Here is an 18,135-nt window from a genome sequence, read left to right as displayed (position 1 = left end):
TCGCGCAGGAGAGGGGCGATTTAGAGCTGATAGTGGGCCAGAAACATCTGCAGCGCCGATTCGGCGACGCTGTTCTGCATATCGACATCGAGGGCGGCGCGGCCCATCGACATCTGCGGCCAGAAAGCGAAGGTCTTGAGCAAGCCTTGTACTTGCTGTGCGGCGAACTCCGGATCGACCGGTTTCAGTCGGCCGTCAGCCTGCGCGGCGCGAATCCACACGGTCAGACCTTCCTCGCGCTTGCCCATGCGCTCGACCATGTTCTGCGCGCGCTCCGGCGAGTGAATGGTGGCGGCAATTGCCACACGGGCCAGGGTCAGGAAATTCTCGTCAGCCATCAACTGCATTTTGGCCTGGAGCATCTGCCGTAATTGCTCACGCAAGGGCTGATCGCGGTTATAGACGACGGATTGCTCTGCGCTGATTCGTGCCCACAACTGGTTGAGAATTTCGGCGAACAACTCTTCTTTGCTGGGGAAATGGTTATACACCGTACGCTTCGACACACCAGCCGTGGCGGCAATCTTGTCCATGCTGGTGATCTCAAAACCGTTGGCACGGAATTCGGTAATCGCCGCTTGAATAATGGCTTCGCGTTTACGGTCGGTGAGGCGTTGTGGAGCTGTCATAAGTACGCTTCGGCAGTGAAAGGGTGAAATTACACTTGGCAGTTTACTTGTCATCCGCTTTGATGCAACCTAGAAACTACACCGCCCAGTGTAATGTTGCGTTAATCCTCGCAATCTAGAAAGCAGACAGTTCGGCCTATGCGTGCAGCTTGGCCATTTATCGTCCCAACCGTGGAGAAACCGCGAATTGCGCGGTTTTTCTGGAGTCATTCAGTCATGGCCAATCCAGTTTCGATCCCGGATAACACATCCACGCCTGAAGCCTCTCGACAGGCTCAAGGCCTGTTTCGTAATCATGCGCCGGTGCAACGCGAAGGCCTGCGCAAAATGCTGCGGATCATGTGGAACATGATTTTCCACAAACCGCGCAACACCCGGCCCGCCGCGCCTATCCCGGTGCAGGCGTTGACTCGGGAAGAGCTATTGGCGGCGCCCAACCACAGTGTCTATCGCCTCGGTCACTCGACCCTGTTGCTGAAACTGCGCGACAAATTCTTCATCACCGACCCGGTCTTCGCCGAGCGCGCATCACCAGTGCAGTGGGCCGGGCCGAAACGCTTCCACCAGCCGCCGATCAGCATCGACCAGTTGCCGCCGATCGAAGCGGTGATTCTGTCGCACAACCACTACGACCATCTCGATTACCAGGCCGTGCTCAGACTGGCCGCCAAGACCAACCTGTTCCTCACGCCACTGGGCGTCGGCGACACCCTGATCAAATGGGGCATCGATGCCAGCAAAGTCCGTCAGTACGATTGGTGGCAGGGCGCCGAGATTGCCGGCATCCGCTTCGTTGCTACACCGTCGCAGCATTTTTCCGGCCGTGGCCTGTTCGATGGCAACAGCTCCCTGTGGGCATCCTGGGTAATGATCGACGGCGACACGCGGATCTTCTTCAGCGGCGACAGCGGCTACTTCGACGGCTTCAAACGCATCGGCGAACAGTTCGGCCCGTTCGACCTGACCCTGATGGAAACCGGCGCCTACAACGTCGAATGGCCACACGTGCACATGCAGCCGGAAGAAACCTTGCAAGCGCACATCGACCTCAAGGGTCGCTGGCTCTTCCCGATCCACAACGGCACCTTCGACCTGGCGATGCACGCCTGGCACGAACCGTTCGACCGGATTCTGGCACTGGCGTGGGAACGCAGTGTTTCAATTACCACGCCGCAGATGGGTGAGGCGTTTAATATCGCTCAACCGCAACGCGGGGAGGCGTGGTGGTTGGCGGTTGAAGGGGAGAGTGAGGCGGTGGTGCAGAGCGCCTGATAGCTCGCCCAGTTCGCCCCTTCGGGGGCGATTGTCTTATTCAGCCATCGCAAAATCCCCACGCCCCATCGCTTCCGACGACACGCCCTGAACACTGGCACTACGCCCCGGCGCAAACCCGGGGAAAAACACCAATCCCTGCGCCTCGAACCGGTAAGCCAACGCCAGCCGCGCCGCATCGGCCACGTCCTGCTGCGCTTCAAACCGTTGAATGTCTTCAACCGAAATCTCAGCCTCCCGCGAGAGCTGTTCCACGCTCCAGCCCAGCATCGCTCGGGCCTGGACGCAGTGCGTCGGGGTGAACTGGAAAAGGGCAATGCGTTCGAGGATGTGGTTCATCGCAAGAGAGGCCATGGTGTGCTCCGGGCTCAAGAGTGCTGATTGAAAATGTACTGTGTTTTTGTACAGTTGTTTTCGGCCGGGATCAAACGCATTTTTTGATTTGCCCTAATTCGCCGCCTCCAACCAGACGGACGGTGCCTGCCCGAGGATCCGCCGGAACATCGTCGAGAACGCCGCCGGGCTCTCATAACCGAAGTCCAGCGCGATGCGCGTCACCGCTTCGCCCGAAGCCAAACGTGCCAGCGCCAGGACCACGCATGCCTGCTGCCGCCATTGTCTGAAGTTCAGCCCGGTTTGTTGGCGAAACAGTCTGTTGAAGGTGCGCAAGCTTATGTGTAACTGGTCAGCCCATACCTGTGGTGATTGGTGGGCGTACGGCTGATGCAGAAAGTTCTGACACAGAGACAGGAGTTTTCCGTCAGTCGGCAGCGGAATGTGCAACGGCAGCGGCGCACTTCGCGTCAATTCATGCAGCAACAGATCGATCAATACGCCATCTCGCCCGCCCAGGTCATAGGTCAGCGGTACTTCCACCGCCTCCATCAGCAAATGCCGCATCAACGGTGACACGCTGATTACCTGGCAACGTTCCCCCAAATCCACTGCACCCGGTTCGATGTACAAGCTGCGAGTGCTGACCCCAAGCATCACCACCTCATGCGCCACCCCCGGCGGGATCCATACCGCGCGCTGCGGCGGCACCACCCAGTTGCCGTCATGGGTGCTGACCTGCATCACCCCGGTCGCGCCATACAACAATTGCGTCCGTCGATGCGTGTGAAAAGGCAGCAAGTGACCGTGGGAATAATCCGTACCGATCGCCACCACCACGCGCGGCGTGTCATCCAGCAGATTGATCGAAACATTGCGCATCAGGCGTTACTCGGTGGTTGGCGTAAACGCAAACATTATTGGCTGACTTGCTGAAGCAGGCCAAGCGATGCCGCTCTATCGTCGATCGCTCTCCTTTCACGGAAACCTCGTCATGTTCTATTTACTGCTGACCCTCTTCGGCTGCCTGACCGGCATCACCGCCGTCCTGTTCGGCTTCGGCGGCGGCTTCGTCGTGGTGCCGCTGCTGTATCGCCTGCTCACCGCCAGCCACGGCGCAGACGACCCGATCAGCCAGTCGGCAATGCACATCGCCGTCGCCACCTCGACCTGCGTGATGATCGTCAACGCCCTGATCGCCACCGACAAACACCGTCGCGCCGGCAATCTCATCCGCCATTACCTGTGGCCGTTGGGTGGGTTCATCGGAGTGGGTGCGGTCGTTGGCGCAATAGCGGCGGTGTGGGTCAGCGGCGAAGTGATTCGCTATGCGTTCATCGGCTACCTCGGCGTGACCATCGTCGACTGCCTGCTGCGACGTGGCTTTCTCACTCAGAACCCAGATGTCATCCCACGCCGACTTGGCGCTACGGAAACTTCCGCAGGTGGTGTAGGCATCGGCGCCATCGCGACGTTTCTCGGTGTAGGAGGCAGCGTCATGACCGTGCCGCTGTTGCGCCGCTGTGGACTGAGCATGTCGCAGGCGACGTCCATGGCCAATCCGTTGAGTTTGCCGGTGGCAGTTGCCGGGACGCTGACGTACATGGTGCTGGCCGGGTTCAGTCAGGCTGACCTGGGCACGTGGTTTGTCGGGTATGTGGATCTGCTCGCGTTTGCGGTACTGACGGTTGGCTCGCTCGTCGGGATACGCTTGGCCGCGCCATGGATTGGACGGATCCCGGATCGGGTGCATGCCTGGGTCTATATTGGGCTGCTGATTATTGTGCTGCTGTGCATTTCGCTTAAATGAAGCATTGCCAGGCTACAGCGGAAGAAATCAAAATTGATAACCGAACGCTGTCCTCCAGCAATGACCCGAGAACCAGGATGTTGATCTTCAATTGCACCGAAGCCGCCAGTAAGTTTTTCAGCCGTGTTCACAAAGGCAAAGTGATCACTCCGGTGGACGCTAAACCCCCGACCGCAGTGATCGAAGATGATCAACCGGGCAGCTCCAATGAGCAGTGGCTCGTGCACGCAATCACCGTCCAACGCAAACACGTGTTGCTCGTCATCCATGTGCAAACCCGCTATTGCATGATCCTCGCCGATGCCAAAAAGGCCGATGCTGAAGGATTTGTCGCAGGATTTGTCGAACGCTGGCGCGAAGGCTTGCTACGCGACGCGATCAACCATGACTTCATGCAATGGGCTGACGCGGGAATCCTGTCGGATCGTTTTGAAGAAGCCTGCGCAGAACATCGTTTCTATCGTCGCAGCCATCGGGGTGCACAACAGCACATTGAGCAGATCGCCTGGTTTTTTCAGGACTGTGCCGCCGAGTGGGGTTGTTTGCCGCAGGGCGAACGCGCGGCCATCGGGTTCGATGCGCAGATGAACAGTCGACTCAGAAACAGCAAAGGGCGCAAGGATTACTTCAGGCCAGATGAAGAAATGATCGCCCACTGGTTGCGCCAATATTGCGCTGTTGATGAGTCTGGCATTCAGGCTGCGCTGGAGCGACGCAAACAGGCAGAGCGGAAGATCGAGGCGTTTCAGAGTGAACTGCAATAGCCTGAAAGTCACTGCGGGCCTCGCATCCCTGATTTGTTCTCTCCATAATCCCCCCGAATTTATCTGCGCCGGCCCTCAAGTGCCGGCGCGGCCTCCGCCTCTTTCAAGGATCGATCAATGCTCAAGGGACTGATGCGCCTGGCAACCTGCGCTGCTGTGCTGTTCTCGCTACTATCCACCGCGCAGGCCGAAGATAACCGGATGGTATTCACCGGTACGTTGGGCAAAATGCCGATCGTGTTCGAAGTCGACACCAGTGACCCGGAGCAAGTCACCGGTCGCTACTTCTATGAGAAATTTCACCGCGATCTAGAGCTTAACGGCACTTATAAAAATGACGTCTTGCTGCTCACAGAGGGCAGCAATCGTATGGACCCGGACAAGCCATTACCGACCCTCAAACTGAAACCGATTGAGGCCGGCTGGAAGGGCGAATGGCAAAACGCTAAAGGCAAAAAACTGCCCGTGCTCGTTACCGATACGCCACTTCCCGAAGTTCCGGCGAATGCATTGCCCTACATCGCCAAGTTGCCCAAGAGCGAGCCCTACGAATATCTGCGGCTTCAGGGATTGAAACTCAAACCTGGTAAAAAGCAGGACTTCATGGGCTACTCCCTGCAATGGTGGGAAGAGCCTGATACCAAGATGTCCATGTTCAGCATCGAATCCGGGATGCCAAAAGAAGATCTGCAACGGGTTAACCAGCAATTGCTCGGGCGCTTTTGGGACGAGGCCATCAGTTACTACGGTTGCCAGTTGCGAGGTCGCGGTTACGCCGAATTCCTCCAGGATGTCACCCCGACATTTATCTCGCCCAGCGTCATCAGCCTGAACATCTCCACCAGCTACGACTGCGGCGGTGCGCACCCAGACTTCGGCGATTCACCGCTCAACATCGATGTGAAAACCGGCCATCCGTTGTCGCTCGAAGACGTGCTCTGGGTGGGCGAGGGTCAGCCAATCCTTCACGCTGATCGTTACCGAGGTGGTGACCAGCCATTGACCGAGGCCGAAGACGCAGCGCGCTCAAAGTACCAACGCGAAATCTTCAAGCCGTGGCTAATAAAGCAACTCACCGCGCTGTACCCGGATGAAATGAAGAAACCGGCAGGCGGAGATGAAGACAGTTGCGACTTCACCAATGAAGACAACTGGAGCTATTCCAACTGGCACTTCACCGAAAAAGGTTTGTACATCGGCGCGTATTTCGCCCGCGTCGAGCGAGCCTGCGATTCACCCGACTGGTCGATCCTGCCGTACTCGTTGATCAAACAACACCCCGGCGCCGTCAAACTGCAACTGCCCCAAGGCTAACCATCACTCCAGACCCGGCGCTTCGCGAATAATGAAGTGATCCAGGTTCTCGATATTGGCATTGAAGACCTCGAAAGGCTTTTCGGGGTTCTTCTTGCCGGGCACCTGCTTCAACTCCGGCGTCACCCCATAGAAGAAACAGAACAACGCCTTGTCGCTATCCACCGCGTGCTTGATCTCCTCCAGAAACGCCTTGCGCTTGCGGTAGTTGTCGATCAGCTTCTTGTTCAGATAAACGCTGACCGAGTACGGCTTCTTCTTACTGTCCTCGGGCTTCTTGAACCAGACCTTGTCCTCGAAATCGATACGAAAACTGGCACTGTGGAAGTCCTCGATCTTCTTGATCCGCCCCCAGTAAATCAGCCCCTTGTTGTCCGTCAGATACTCGATCTTCTTGAAGAACGAACTGTACGGCGCCGAATGCTCGCCGACCTTCAACGGCATACGCTTAAGCAACTCCTTGTCCGCGAAGTTCGAAACAAAACACTCCACCGGATGCGCAAACACACTGGTCTTGTCCGGCGCCGACTCACGACTCGCGGACTCTTTACCACTCACCGCCGCCACCCGCACCGGATCATCGCGCAACACATCCGCCGCCCCCGCTGGCGCGACAGGCTTGCGCACATACTCACGCCGGGTCAGCAACAACTCTGATGGGAAGTGTTCCTCACGCCCGTCATCCACCTCGCCATCCGTCGTTTCAACACCAGACGCTGAAGCCTTCAAACTCACATACGGACAACCCGCCACATGCTGCGTAGTGGGCAGATTCTTGAAGTGCGGCGTGCGCACGTAATTCACGTTCTTGGCGTTGAACGTACCCAACTCGTTGGAAGCCTCGAACGCCGAGCGACAAGCATCGTTGGGGCACTGGAAGTGTTCCTTCGCGGAGTCAAACGCCACCGTCTCATCGAAATTGAGATCGCGAACGTCATAGATCGACAACTTGTCGTCGAGGCTGAGGCAGTAGGCGAGATCGAATTTCATGGTGGGGCTCGGATCCTTGAGTGGGGGAGGGGTATTAATAGCGGGCGGCGGGGTGGGTTGCACTGATTGTTTTTTAGGGTGATGCGAAATTTGGGCTAATGAATAACCTGTGTCAATACGCCTTTTAGATATCTTGATATGGGATGTTTTTTTGAAAAAAATATTATACGATGCGACTGCTTGCGGAAAAGCATGTGCGTTTAAGTTCGTGTTTTTAGTTAGGCTGCGTAAGGTAGGATTGGTTTTTAGGGTGTGAGTGTAAAGTTTGTTGTTTGATGGTGTTTCTATTAATAAACGCTAGGAGCGTTATTATGCATATTGATGATTTGATTATTGCTGTTCGGCCTTTAATTCCGTTTGGCTCTGAAGCGGAAGCTCAGGTTTTTCTTGATGGGTATGAGAGTGGTGATCAAATAGCGCTTATCTCTGCATTGTACTTTGGTCGTTCCCATGTTCACTATAATGAAGTTGGAGAGGATTATAGTGGGTATCTTTTTTCTGGAGAAATGAATAGGTTTTGGGAGAGCGGTAATGTGTCTGAAGAAGAGTTTGCAAGAGTTCTTTATGGGAAGAATATCAATCTCCATGCTTATTATGATGCATTCCTTCGCTGCACTGATGGGTCAGGGTACGACCGTTCTAAATATTAATTTATTAAATACGTGATTTAATGTGAAGTGGTACTTCATGTGGGTGTTGGGATTAAATGCTCTTTTCTATATGAAGTGTATATTTTTCTGCCCGCATGAGGTGTCGATGTTCGCTTAAGTTTCGAGTTTGATGGGTTTAGGAAAAACTCATCTTTCATTATTAAAGATATCAGGTAGTGACTCTTATGACTAACCACGAAAGGAAGAGGCTGCTCGAGGCATATACGGATTACGTCGAAACACGACTTTCCGTGGTGAGTAGTTTAATTGTTGTTTTGGTTGGGTTTTCACTGGGTACTTTGTCTGTCACAAAAATATCTTCAGGTTTTAATATTTTTCTGATGGCAGGTGTTTTGTTTTTTTTCTTGTGGGTCTTGTTACGGGAGTCCGGCAATAGAAAAAATAGTGGTTTGTGGAAGGTTATCGAAGAGCTGGAAGGTAAGTACAAAGGTAGGGATGATGGTGGGGTGGTTTTGGAAGAAATACGGCAATACAATGTATGGGAAAGTTTTAGCCCGATAGTGGTGGGTAGACTCCTACCCATACTTTTTGCTGTTTTGTTTTGCATTTATACCCTTGTGGAACATGTCGCGCGTGCGCTTTCCAGTTAGTGACGTCTGCTTTTTATCCAGTTTTGAATTCCTCTGATTCGTTCAATACTGCAAAGTGTTCGCCTGTATCTTGCTCAATCTAATCCGCTGCCGACGCACGGCGGCGGATTAATTAATTCGCCAATTGCTACCTTCCTCGAAGTAACCGTAGAGCCTTACGCCATCGCGACTTCTCCCAATTAAACGGATCATCTGCCAGCAAACAAGGCATATCTCGTAACCGAATCCACGGTTCGTTCTGCCAGTGCAATGTACTCAGTGACATCTGCGGCCAATTTAAAACACTCAACGTGGGACGCTCAACCGGACGCGACGGACGAGCATCACGCAGCGCAGGCACAACTTGATGCGTAAGCCATTCACGAAGCTGTCGATGCTCAGGACAGTAGTGATAGATCAGTAGTGCATACACACCGGACTCACTCACCATCATGTGGTCCTCCGCTTCGCCATAGGTCTCCACGCGCATCATCTGCTGCTGATCAGCGTCGAGTTTACGCAATTGGCGCTCATCAAGATGTTTGCCCATCAACCGGCCCAGCTCATGGACACAGAACCACGCTTGGTTCTCAACCAGAAGGGCGTGCAGGTGGCTTTTGTTTCGGGTGAAACGAGTAGGAAGAAGTGGTTCAGACATGGCATGCCTCCTGATCAAGAGGCACGGGATTCGAACGGCGGGTACAGCGATTCACCTTCATCATGAAGGTTTGATATCCAGGCATTTCCATTTACCTCTGGCTGCTTTCTTAGGGCATTCGTTAGGGTGTCGGGAGCTAAGAAACCCACCAGAGACGGGCCGGACATATTCCCCTTTCGGGTCTTGTATTCGCCCACTCCCGACATAACGGGATTTTTCGCAGACGTAGAGAAACCGCAGACGAAAAAAAGCCGCATGACTGTCGGGTGCGGAGAACCGCTCTGGTTTAAGGCGTTTCTTAGGCGCCGAGTTGTGAGCCTAGGGGCTCAGCGCTGCATGGTCAAGCCTTCAAAAACGCCAACTATTTTGAGGTGAAGAGGCATGTAGTCCTTAGGCTTCAATGTTGAATGCCTTTTGGATTTCAACGCGTAGGAGATCTCTGTTTTTTGTGTGGCACTCCCAGATCGTTACCACCCGCCATCCCAGATCGATCAGAGCCTGTTGGGCATTGAGATCCCTTTCAACATTTTTCGTAAATTTGGTTTGCCAAAAATCGACCCTGCTTTTTGGCATATATGCATATTTACACTCGGGATGGCGGTGCCAAAAACAGCCGTGAACGAACATACATAGGCGATATTTCGGGAACACCAGATCAGGTGTTCCCGGCAGGTCTTTTCTGTGCAGGCGGAATCGGAGCCCCATCTGGTGACATAGTGAACGCACGACCATTTCTGGCTTAGTGTTCTTCCCCCGGATTTTGGACATGATCCTGGAGCGATGCTCGGGGGGGACTATGTCTGCACTCATTTACACCTCGTTCAAGGGGAAGCTCATGTTCAACCAAGCCGTCAGTGCGTTGCTGTCCTGTAGTCCAGTTTCGCGAAGAAGCTCAACAATGTCTCTCCCTGCAAGGATCATCACAGGATGACCGTCTTCTACTATCTCCTTGTAGGCTTGGTCATGAAGCCAGGAGGTGGTGATGATCACGCCAAATTGTCGGTGCCGTAGGCGAGAAATCAACCTGGATACTTCACGAACGCCTACCGAGTTAGTAATCCCGTAGCATTTAGCTTCGATTGCAAAATCTACTAGAACTGACGTTTCTGGCCTTCCAATTCTTAGTTTTCCCGTACCATCTCGACCACCATCGCGATACCGCCTTGTCAGATCGAGTTCAACCGTATCAGGCAAACAAACCCTCACCAGATGTGCTGCGCATGCCTCAAATGCATACGGATCTGACTCGAAGTGCTTGTGTAGGATCGAAAGCATTTTCATGTCTTCTTTCGAAGATGGCAGCTGTTCCTTTTTTGAGCGGATAGGCTGAGATCGTTTGGCAATCAGAGGAGTGTATTGCCCGGAGCGAACCCATTTCATCCACTCAAGCGGTGCGTGTTCGCTATCGCTTGCTCGCATGCCATTGATGATGTCCGTCAGCCAATCCCGTGAAATCTCTGGCAAGTCAAGAATTGTGAAAGTCGCCCTGTAGTTCTGAAAGCGCTGACCTTTGCTGGCATGCCAGACAGCTACCAAATCATCGTTGTGAGTGCTTCCGATCCGACCCGGCACGGCAAGCCCCCTAAAAATCACATCTCGATAGATCCCTGCTTTAGTGAAAACGAAAATGGGTGGGATATCTGCCCTGTCGCCTGAGTGTTGCCGCTCGAAAATTAGCTCTAAAAGATTGTTGCCATAGCGATAGGTTTCGTCCAATTTACGCCCGGGCTTCTTGTTATCGCCGTAGTAGGTGAACACACCCGTAGAGAGATCCAATTCGTCAGGCCAATCAAGATCCTCCATGCTCGATAACAGGGCTATGAGGCGTGGGTCATTTCGTTTTCCTCGGATCCTGAAGCCACCTTGATTGCTAAGGTTCAGTAGCTTCGTCAGCGGATCGTCGCTGGAATTGCCATTGCGGCTACCGGCGTAGCGGGCGTCAATCATCAAATCTGAGCTTGACAGCTCGTCAACAGAGTAAACCAGGTTGTCTGTCATGGTGGTGTCCTAGTGCCATCAGTGTTGAATGGTGCCGGGAACCTGGTAACCTGGCTAGAAGATTAATTTAAAGGCTTTGAAATGGATCAGATTCGCGCGTTTGACATGTTCTGCGGGGCAGGAGGTGCCAGTTTAGGAGCCCGAGAGGGGGGCGCGACTATCGTTGGTGGCGTGGATCTTTGGGGGCCAGCTGTTGATTCATTCCGGCTCAATTTCCCAGAGGCTCAGGTCTATCAGGGGGATCTGCGGAAGCTTAGCCCCAGGAAAATATTGAAAGAGACTGGGCCTATTGATCTACTCATCTCGTCACCAGAATGTACTCATCATACGTGCGCACGTGGTGCTAAACCTCGTTCTGAGGATAGTAAGGACACTGCGTTTCAAGTTATCCGCTATGCGAAAGTAATGAAGCCTCGTTGGATAACTCTGGAAAATGTGGTTCATATGAAACCTTGGTCGCGTTATGACGAGTTGTTAAATGAACTAGAAAAATTAAATTACAAGGTTCGAGAACAAGTAATCGATGCGTCGAAGTTTGGGGTTGCTCAACGGCGACGACGATTGTTCATGATTGCTGATCGTAAAGAACTTCCAGATGTTATTATTCCAAGTAATACGCAATATAAAAATGTTTGGGATATTTTGGACCGAACTGGGAAGTATAAAATGACCCCGCTACGTTCGCCTCGGCGAGCTAAGGATACGCTCGCACGTGCGGAACGAGCGATTGCAGAATTGGGGGGGGATAAGGCGTTTCTAATTGTCTATTACGGCACAGACGGTTCAGGTGGTTGGCAGAGAATGGATGATCCACTGCGAACTATAACTACGGTCGACAGGTTTGCGTTTGTCATGCCTACACCTAGTGGGCACATGATGAGAATGCTGCAGCCAGATGAACTTAGGCGTGCGATGGGGTTTCCCGATAATTACATCTTTCCTGAAGTTACTAGGCGAGATAAAGTAAAGCTGATGGGGAATGCGGTATGTTCTCCTGTTATGGAAGAGATTGTTAAGGCTATTGTCGATAGATCTTCAAAGCGAAGTGTAAGTAAAGCGGCGTAATGTTTCTGTGAGATCTTAAGTTTTCGAGGTGTCTATGGAAGATAATAACGAAAACGGGCCTTCAGCTTTTCGGCCTCGGGCTAGAATAATGAAGACGCTGGGTGAAGAGCTAATTAGTAGCGATACGGTCGCCGTTATTGAACTCGTCAAAAACGCTTATGATGCCGGTGCAAAAAATGTTTTAATTAGGTTTGAGAATGAGTTGTTGGCAGGGGCTGGCGGAATAACTGTCATAGATAATGGGATGGGAATGGGGCTCGATACCGTCCGTGGAGCCTGGATGGAGCCTGCAACTCCTTCGAAAAAAAAGAATAAAAATAGTCTCGATGGTAGTCGTCGCGTTTTAGGAGAAAAAGGCGTAGGGAGATTTGCCGCATCGCGTTTAGCAGTCTCATTAGCGCTGGTAAGCCGGAAAAAAGGTGAGGATGTTGAGTCCTATGCATTTTTTGATTGGAGCCAATTTGATGATGAAGAAAAGTACCTTGATCAGATAAAGATTGAAACACTCCAGCGTGCTCCGACAGAAATTACTCCTCTCAATAAAGACGTTCCTAGTGATTTCTTTGAATCTGAAGATACAGCGCATGGTACTGCGCTATGCATGATTGGTCTGAGAAATTCCTGGGAGGAAATGAGCTTTCTTGCATTACAGAGGGGCCTTTCTCGTTTAGTTTCGCCCTTTTCTGCGGTGGATGGTTTTGACATCAAAATATCAGCCCCCCCACCGTATGAGAAATTTTCTAAAAGCATCGAGCCTCCTCAGGCGGTAAAATATCCTCACTATACAGTTTCTGGAAGTATTTCTGAAAACGGTCAAGTGGATCTGACTTATGCCGTTCTAGCAAGTGGCAGTACGGTTAAAGTAAAGGGACGTATTGTTCCTGTTAACGATGATGGGCGCTGGGAGTTTCTAGAACCAAACTCTGAAAGTGATGAGGCGAACTTCCGCAGTCCGGCTTGTGGAGCTTTGGATATTGAACTTAGAGTTTGGGATCGTGATGATCTTGGAAACATAGTTCAAATGATTAAAAGCTCGATCTCTAACGTTCGAAAAGATCTCGATGCATTCGCAGGTGTGAACATTTACCGGGACGGTTTTAGGGTTTTACCTTACGGTGAACCTAATAACGATTGGCTTCGTTTAGACTTGCGGCGTATTCAGAATCCGTCACTTAGAATATCCAATAATCAGATTTTTGGTTACGTGCAGATAACTGCGGATCGCAATCCAGAGCTGAAAGATCAGTCAAATCGTGAAGGGTTGCGAGAGAATCAAGCGTACTTTGATTTAAGGGAGATAATGATCACTATTCTCTCTAGATTAGAAGTTCATCGTCGTCAGTATAAAAAAGGAGATGAAAAGAAAGATAAGAAGGATGATAAAAGCCGTCCGGGACTATTCGATTCTTTAGATTTTGAAGGTATTAAAAGCCATTTGTCTGAAAAACATCCTTCAGATAAAGTTGCTTTGAATATCGTCGAGAAAGTAGAAAAAGATTATTTACGCAAAATTGAAGAGATAAAACTTGTTGTTGCTAGGTATCACGGACTGGCTACACTTGGGCAGCTAATTGATCGGCTGCTGCATCAGGGGCGTCATCCGCTAGCCAAGATAGTTGGGTATGCGCAATTAGGCTTGAATAGCGTCACGCGTATGAGAGATGAAGGAAACTCCAGCTCCAGTTTTACAAAGCTTATCGAGCGGTTTACTAAGATTTTAGCGCAAGGGGATGTTCTAGATGGTGTGTTCCGTCGGATTGAGCCTTTTGGTGGACGGAGAAGAGGGCGTCCTTCGCAGCTGTATTTAGAAAGGCTAATAAAAGACTCTTATGAAATATTGGCTGAAGAGTTCGAAAAAAACAATGTTGAGTTCTCCTCTCCTGATTCACAAACTCTTGTTAGTGTCGATCCGTCTGAATTTCAAGAGATTATTGTAAATCTCTTTCAAAATAGTCTTTATTGGTTAAAGTTAGTGCCAGAAGGCCAAAGAATAATTGCTGTTACAGTTAGGCGGAACTCTGACAATGCAGTCGAACTTATTGTGGCTGATAGTGGGCCAGGAATTCCTACGGAAAACCATGAGCTGATTTTTGAGCCTTATTTCACTACAAAAAATGATGGGATCGGATTGGGCCTCTCCATCGTTGGTGATATCGTAACGGACTACTACGGCGGTAGTTTTGAACTGATGGATTCAAATCCATTGGGCGGTGCTGCCTTTAGAGTCACATTGAAAAGGAGAGTGTGATGGCTAGGGTATGGGATTTTTTGGTTTTTGATGATGATCGAGAGATATTAGAGCTTTTAGTTGAAGAGTTAGAGGAACCTGGATTTTTAGGTGAGGATGTAATCAAGTGTACGACTGTAGATAATTTTTTAGATGCAAGGCGGTACGTCGAAACTGGAAACTTTGACTTGGTTATTTTAGATCTTCAAGATGAAGGTGCTGATCTAAATAATAAAGGCGATGACGATCGGCTTAGCGGTGAAAGGGTTTTAGGTTATCTCAAGGATAAGCAATTTATTCCTGTTGTTTTTAATACTGGATATGCAGAAAAAATAATGCACCTTCAAAGCCATTTCGTTAAGGTGGTTAGGAAGGGGGCAGCAGGTGAACTGAGTCGAGTTGTCAGAGAAACTTTTGAGACTAAGCTGCCTGAATTGATTCGCTATATTCAGGACGAGCAAAGAAAGTATCTTTGGGGGCATGTTGAAGAACATTGGAGTAGCGCCGATGAGCTCAAGGAAGAAGGAGAAGTGGCCTATCTACTAGCTCGTCGATTGTCCAACTCATTGAGTGCGTCTTCAATTCGAAAATTTTTTAATCCAGAATATATCGGTGGTTCAAAAGTTCATCCTGTTGAGTATTATATCTGGCCCGCGCTGAGTACCCGTGTAAGTTTGGGTGACTTGTATAGTGCTAATGAAAGTGGAATTATTTACCTTGTCATAAATCCGGCCTGCGATTTAGAGCAAGGAAAGGCTGACGTCGTTTTGCTGGTTAAATGTAGTAGAATAGAAGAGTTTTCTGAGTTTGAGAGTATCCGAGATGCGATTTCTGAGCAGCAGGTAGTTGGTAGCGGTAAAAGGAAGGAGTTAACTGGCTTGATCGGCGATAATAGAAAGATTGCTGGAGGACAGCCAGATAGATATAAATATCTTCCGGGTACATCATTTCTCCCACATCTTGTTGCAGATTTTCAGTTTCTATCGCAAATTCCGATGGAAGACTTTTTAAAGGGCGAATCTTTTACTAAGATTGCAACTTTGGATACGCCATTTGCTGAGGGTGTTCAAGCTAAGTTTGCACGGTATTATGGTCGATTTGGGATGCCTGATCTTAACTTTGAATCTATTGCGGGTGACATAATTCTCGCGATGCAGAACGTGCGTGCGTAGAGTGGTGGGATGTATAGGGAGACTTTTTAGTTTCCCTTTCTCTTTAGGGAATTCTGTTTATCATGCTTTGATTTCGACTATTTCTAGTTCGAAAGAATGTCTAGATTTTTCTGCCTGAAAAAAAATAACGTGTTTTTTATCTGTTCTCTTACAGATTTCAATTATTTTGAGCTTGTCCTCTTCGCTAGTTCTTAACCCAAATGTAATTGACTTTAGGCATTTTGGTTTGAATTTTTTCACTCCGTAAGTTTTCTCATCTACCAATCTAAACTCCTGTTCATAAGACCATTTGTGGTATTTGTCTGTTAAAACGGATATCCCTCCCCTTAGATCATCTTCCTTTTTTAGAATGGTGGCTAGCTTGTCACTTTTTGCCTGCCACGCTCTGGGGGGTAGATGTCTGTATTTACTGAAAATGTCTGTGTAGAATTTTATGACTATATCGGGGTCGTTAAGATCGGAAAAGGTGTTTCTGTAATTTACTGGGAACGACTTTGTTTGTGGTGTTGTGTTTTTGTGTAAAGTGTCGAAGCCTATACAGAATCCTTTATGGTTGTCTGCATAATGGCTCCACATAAGTATTTCGTCATTTACGCTGCTCAAGCTATAAATTCCGACGGTTTTTAGCTTTTCTCTGATTTTATAATGAATGCTATCTAGTTTTGGATCTCCATCTTTTATTATATCTTCGCATATATTTTTTAGATGCAAGTATATGGGGGTTTTTAAAATACCTTTTTTGTGTAGTATGTCCAGTTCCGTTGATGCTCTGCTGTACATGATCGGAAGATTAGGGAATGGGGTTGAGAACTCAAATGGATCATTGAAGTCTGTATATGGGGAGAAATAAACTGTATTGTTCTGAAGGGTCTCTAATGAGTATTGATTTATTGCGCGATACTTGTAACCTAGCATTTTTCTTCCTTGATAATAAATAATATCCAAAAAAAACCCCGATTTCTCAGGGTTTTTTGGAGGGCTCTAATCAATCCCAGCTCAACGCGCCACCAGTTTGGTATTCGATCACACGAGTCTCAAAGAAATTCTTCTCTTTCTTCAAGTCCATAATCTCGCTCATCCAAGGGAACGGGTTAGTCGTCCCTGGATATTCCTCTTTCAAACCAATCTGCGACAAACGACGGTTAGCGATGAACTTCAGATAATCCTCCATCATCGCCGCATTCATACCCAACACCCCGCGAGGCATGGTGTCACGTGCGTATTCGATCTCCAGCTGCGTACCCTGCAGAATCATCTGGGTCGCTTCTTCCTTCATTTCGGCATCCCACAGGTGCGGGTTTTCGATTTTGATCTGGTTGATCACGTCGATGCCGAAGTTCAGGTGCATGGATTCGTCGCGCAGGATGTATTGGAACTGCTCGGCGACGCCGGTCATTTTGTTGCGGCGGCCCATGGAGAGGATCTGGGTGAAGCCGCAGTAGAAGAAGATGCCTTCCAGAACGCAGTAGTAGGCGATCAGGTTGCGCAGCAACTCTTTGTCGGTTTCGACGGTGCCGGTTTCGAACTTCGGATCGGAGATCGAACGGGTGTATTTCAGGCCCCAGGTGGCTTTTTTCGCGACCGATGGGATCTCGTGGTACATGTTGAAGATTTCGCCTTCATCCATGGCCAACGATTCGATGCAGTACTGGTAGGCGTGGGTGTGGATCGCCTCTTCGAAAGCCTGGCGCAGGATGTACTGGCGGCATTCCGGGTTGGTGATCAGGCGGTACACGGCCAGTACCAGGTTGTTGGCAACCAGGGAGTCGGCGGTGGAGAAGAAGCCGAGGTTGCGCATGACGATGCGACGCTCGTCGTCGGTCAGGCCTTCCGGGTTTTTCCAGAGGGCGATGTCGGCGGTCATGTTGACTTCTTGCGGCATCCAGTGGTTTGCGCAACCGTCCAGGTACTTCTGCCAGGCCCAGTCGTACTTGAATGGCACGAGTTGGTTGAGGTCGGCGCGGCAGTTGATCATGCGCTTTTCGTCAACGGCGACACGGGCGGAGGCGCCTTCGAGTTCGGCGAGGCCTTCGGCAACGTCGAGGGAGTTCAGTGCAGCCTTGGCGCGGGCGACAGCGGCCGAGTCGTCGGCGGTCACGGCGCGGGCTTCCAGCGCGGCGGCGCCGCCGGCGTTGTCCAGGCGGTCCATGTTGGCTTCGCTAGCGTGGCCGGCGTTGGCGCCTTTCACTGCTGCTACTTCACTGTCTTCTTTGTCGAATTCGTCCCAGCTCAGCATGACGTGTCGTCTCCTGCGTGAGGGCCTGTGCCCGTGTGAAACCTGATTGGTTGGTTTTTCACACGGTCGTACAGACCGCGTTGGATGTCGTTTTTTGCAGCGATGCACGCAGGCAAATAAACAGAAATTTTGACGGGTTCCGAGAGCCTCTGATGGGCGCAATCAGCGTTGAACGCTGCTGCGGGGCTTCAGAATGGCTTTTGCTCCCTGTAAGGGAATATTGCTGACCCGTATGGGGCGGCATTATAGGGAAAAAAACACGGCTGTGCTGAGGCGAATCCGCGCATGGAGCGGTCGAGGAGGGCGGATATTCGATGAGAGTGAGGGTTTACAGGGCTTTGCCGGGGATAGATTTTTTTTCGTAAAAATCTCGCCATTGTGAATTTGCTCAAAAAACGAACAAAAAAAGCCGATTTTTACTACATCT

18 protein-coding genes are annotated in these 18,135 nt (G+C 50.5%); 9 read left to right on the top strand and 9 right to left on the bottom strand.

What is annotated here, in order from left to right; all coding sequences use genetic code 11:
• Positions 1–20 precede the first annotated feature (20 nt).
• Positions 21–629: a TetR/AcrR family transcriptional regulator gene (locus tag HU754_RS22770; protein WP_093430419.1), complete on the bottom strand. Its 609-nt coding sequence runs from the start codon at positions 627–629 to the stop codon at positions 21–23.
• Positions 630–845: 216 nt separating this feature from the next.
• Here HU754_RS22770 and HU754_RS22765 point away from each other — a divergent pair, with 216 nt between their 5' ends.
• Positions 846–1,901: an MBL fold metallo-hydrolase gene (locus HU754_RS22765; protein WP_186625072.1), complete on the top strand. Its 1,056-nt coding sequence runs from the start codon at positions 846–848 to the stop codon at positions 1,899–1,901.
• A 36-nt stretch (positions 1,902–1,937) separates the two neighbouring features.
• On the opposite strand, the gene HU754_RS22760 is transcribed toward HU754_RS22765, so the two are convergent.
• Positions 1,938–2,255: a helix-turn-helix domain-containing protein gene (locus HU754_RS22760; protein WP_093430417.1), complete on the bottom strand. Its 318-nt coding sequence runs from the start codon at positions 2,253–2,255 to the stop codon at positions 1,938–1,940.
• A 93-nt stretch (positions 2,256–2,348) separates the two neighbouring features.
• On the bottom strand, positions 2,349–3,116 hold the full coding sequence (locus HU754_RS22755) for an AraC family transcriptional regulator (protein ID WP_186625070.1): 768 nt from the start codon (positions 3,114–3,116) through the stop codon (positions 2,349–2,351).
• A 112-nt stretch (positions 3,117–3,228) separates the two neighbouring features.
• Here HU754_RS22755 and HU754_RS22750 point away from each other — a divergent pair, with 112 nt between their 5' ends.
• From HU754_RS22750 to HU754_RS22740, 3 genes are all read left to right on the top strand, one after another.
• Positions 3,229–4,044, top strand: coding sequence for a sulfite exporter TauE/SafE family protein (locus tag HU754_RS22750; protein WP_186625068.1), 816 nt, complete (start codon positions 3,229–3,231; stop codon positions 4,042–4,044).
• 77 nt (positions 4,045–4,121) lie between these two features.
• Positions 4,122–4,808 carry a DUF6933 domain-containing protein gene (locus HU754_RS22745; protein ID WP_186625066.1) on the top strand — a complete coding sequence of 229 codons (687 nt, stop codon included), beginning with the start codon at positions 4,122–4,124 and terminating at the stop codon, positions 4,806–4,808.
• A gap of 117 nt (positions 4,809–4,925) precedes the next feature.
• The gene (locus tag HU754_RS22740; RefSeq protein WP_186625064.1) at positions 4,926–6,122 is read left to right on the top strand and encodes a hypothetical protein; all 1,197 of its coding nucleotides are present in this window, start codon (positions 4,926–4,928) and stop codon (positions 6,120–6,122) included.
• Positions 6,123–6,125: 3 nt separating this feature from the next.
• Here HU754_RS22740 and HU754_RS22735 read toward each other — a convergent pair whose 3' ends face one another.
• A complete protein-coding gene (locus HU754_RS22735; RefSeq protein ID WP_186625062.1) occupies positions 6,126–7,112 on the bottom strand; it encodes a hypothetical protein in 987 nt (328 codons plus the stop codon).
• A 311-nt stretch (positions 7,113–7,423) separates the two neighbouring features.
• Here HU754_RS22735 and HU754_RS22730 point away from each other — a divergent pair, with 311 nt between their 5' ends.
• Together HU754_RS22730 and HU754_RS22725 are read left to right on the top strand one after the other, a co-directional pair.
• A complete protein-coding gene (locus tag HU754_RS22730; RefSeq protein ID WP_186625061.1) occupies positions 7,424–7,762 on the top strand; it encodes a hypothetical protein in 339 nt (112 codons plus the stop codon).
• Positions 7,763–7,947: 185 nt separating this feature from the next.
• Positions 7,948–8,373, top strand: coding sequence for a RipA family octameric membrane protein (locus HU754_RS22725; protein ID WP_186625059.1), 426 nt, complete (start codon positions 7,948–7,950; stop codon positions 8,371–8,373).
• 127 nt (positions 8,374–8,500) lie between these two features.
• Here the strand turns inward: HU754_RS22725 and HU754_RS22720 are convergent, their stop codons facing one another.
• The 3 genes from HU754_RS22720 to HU754_RS22710 all read right to left on the bottom strand — a co-directional run bounded on the left by HU754_RS22720 (position 8,501) and on the right by HU754_RS22710 (position 11,008).
• The gene (locus HU754_RS22720) at positions 8,501–9,010 is read right to left on the bottom strand and encodes a BRO-N domain-containing protein (protein WP_186625057.1); all 510 of its coding nucleotides are present in this window, start codon (positions 9,008–9,010) and stop codon (positions 8,501–8,503) included.
• 390 nt (positions 9,011–9,400) lie between these two features.
• Entirely contained in the window at positions 9,401–9,820 is a 420-nt protein-coding gene (locus HU754_RS22715) for a very short patch repair endonuclease (protein WP_186625055.1), read from the bottom strand.
• On the bottom strand, positions 9,821–11,008 hold the full coding sequence (locus HU754_RS22710) for a restriction endonuclease (protein WP_186625048.1): 1,188 nt from the start codon (positions 11,006–11,008) through the stop codon (positions 9,821–9,823). It abuts the gene before it with no gap.
• An 81-nt stretch (positions 11,009–11,089) separates the two neighbouring features.
• Here HU754_RS22710 and HU754_RS22705 point away from each other — a divergent pair, with 81 nt between their 5' ends.
• The 3 genes from HU754_RS22705 to HU754_RS22695 are packed head-to-tail and all read left to right on the top strand — an operon-like array spanning position 11,090 to position 15,472.
• Entirely contained in the window at positions 11,090–12,073 is a 984-nt protein-coding gene (locus HU754_RS22705; RefSeq protein ID WP_186625047.1) for a DNA cytosine methyltransferase, read from the top strand.
• 34 nt (positions 12,074–12,107) lie between these two features.
• Positions 12,108–14,321 (top strand): sensor histidine kinase, encoded by a 2,214-nt coding sequence (locus tag HU754_RS22700; RefSeq protein WP_186625046.1) that lies wholly within the window; start codon positions 12,108–12,110, stop codon positions 14,319–14,321.
• Complete coding sequence (locus HU754_RS22695; RefSeq protein ID WP_186625039.1) at positions 14,321–15,472, top strand: DNA-binding transcriptional response regulator; 1,152 nt, start codon at positions 14,321–14,323, stop codon at positions 15,470–15,472. Before HU754_RS22700 ends, HU754_RS22695 begins: the two co-directional genes overlap by 1 nt.
• Positions 15,473–15,532: 60 nt before the next feature.
• Here HU754_RS22695 and HU754_RS22690 read toward each other — a convergent pair whose 3' ends face one another.
• Both HU754_RS22690 and HU754_RS22685 read right to left on the bottom strand, forming a co-directional pair.
• Positions 15,533–16,387 (bottom strand): DUF2971 domain-containing protein, encoded by an 855-nt coding sequence (locus tag HU754_RS22690; protein ID WP_186625037.1) that lies wholly within the window; start codon positions 16,385–16,387, stop codon positions 15,533–15,535.
• Between the two features lie 70 nt (positions 16,388–16,457).
• The gene (locus HU754_RS22685; protein WP_093430406.1) at positions 16,458–17,708 is read right to left on the bottom strand and encodes a ribonucleotide-diphosphate reductase subunit beta; all 1,251 of its coding nucleotides are present in this window, start codon (positions 17,706–17,708) and stop codon (positions 16,458–16,460) included.
• Positions 17,709–18,135 lie beyond the last annotated feature (427 nt).

The sequence above is a fragment of the Pseudomonas zeae genome (assembly GCF_014268485.2).
Taxonomy (GTDB): domain Bacteria; phylum Pseudomonadota; class Gammaproteobacteria; order Pseudomonadales; family Pseudomonadaceae; genus Aquipseudomonas; species Aquipseudomonas neuropathica.
Note: the sequence above shows the minus strand (reverse complement) of the source record. Positions and strands in the feature narration are given on the sequence as shown.

Excerpts from the sequence above, each read along its gene's own strand:
- HU754_RS22770 (WP_093430419.1), bottom strand. The coding sequence starts at position 629 with ATGACAGCTCCACAACGCCTCACCGACCGTAAACGCGAAGCCATTATT.
- HU754_RS22765 (WP_186625072.1), top strand. The coding sequence starts at position 846 with ATGGCCAATCCAGTTTCGATCCCGGATAACACATCCACGCCTGAAGCC.
- HU754_RS22760 (WP_093430417.1), bottom strand. The coding sequence starts at position 2,255 with ATGGCCTCTCTTGCGATGAACCACATCCTCGAACGCATTGCCCTTTTC.
- HU754_RS22755 (WP_186625070.1), bottom strand. The coding sequence starts at position 3,116 with ATGCGCAATGTTTCGATCAATCTGCTGGATGACACGCCGCGCGTGGTG.
- HU754_RS22750 (WP_186625068.1), top strand. The coding sequence starts at position 3,229 with ATGTTCTATTTACTGCTGACCCTCTTCGGCTGCCTGACCGGCATCACC.
- HU754_RS22745 (WP_186625066.1), top strand. The coding sequence starts at position 4,122 with ATGTTGATCTTCAATTGCACCGAAGCCGCCAGTAAGTTTTTCAGCCGT.
- HU754_RS22740 (WP_186625064.1), top strand. The coding sequence starts at position 4,926 with ATGCTCAAGGGACTGATGCGCCTGGCAACCTGCGCTGCTGTGCTGTTC.
- HU754_RS22735 (WP_186625062.1), bottom strand. The coding sequence starts at position 7,112 with ATGAAATTCGATCTCGCCTACTGCCTCAGCCTCGACGACAAGTTGTCG.
- HU754_RS22730 (WP_186625061.1), top strand. The coding sequence starts at position 7,424 with ATGCATATTGATGATTTGATTATTGCTGTTCGGCCTTTAATTCCGTTT.
- HU754_RS22725 (WP_186625059.1), top strand. The coding sequence starts at position 7,948 with ATGACTAACCACGAAAGGAAGAGGCTGCTCGAGGCATATACGGATTAC.
- HU754_RS22720 (WP_186625057.1), bottom strand. The coding sequence starts at position 9,010 with ATGTCTGAACCACTTCTTCCTACTCGTTTCACCCGAAACAAAAGCCAC.
- HU754_RS22715 (WP_186625055.1), bottom strand. The coding sequence starts at position 9,820 with ATGAGTGCAGACATAGTCCCCCCCGAGCATCGCTCCAGGATCATGTCC.
- HU754_RS22710 (WP_186625048.1), bottom strand. The coding sequence starts at position 11,008 with ATGACAGACAACCTGGTTTACTCTGTTGACGAGCTGTCAAGCTCAGAT.
- HU754_RS22705 (WP_186625047.1), top strand. The coding sequence starts at position 11,090 with ATGGATCAGATTCGCGCGTTTGACATGTTCTGCGGGGCAGGAGGTGCC.
- HU754_RS22700 (WP_186625046.1), top strand. The coding sequence starts at position 12,108 with ATGGAAGATAATAACGAAAACGGGCCTTCAGCTTTTCGGCCTCGGGCT.
- HU754_RS22695 (WP_186625039.1), top strand. The coding sequence starts at position 14,321 with ATGGCTAGGGTATGGGATTTTTTGGTTTTTGATGATGATCGAGAGATA.
- HU754_RS22690 (WP_186625037.1), bottom strand. The coding sequence starts at position 16,387 with ATGCTAGGTTACAAGTATCGCGCAATAAATCAATACTCATTAGAGACC.
- HU754_RS22685 (WP_093430406.1), bottom strand. The coding sequence starts at position 17,708 with ATGCTGAGCTGGGACGAATTCGACAAAGAAGACAGTGAAGTAGCAGCA.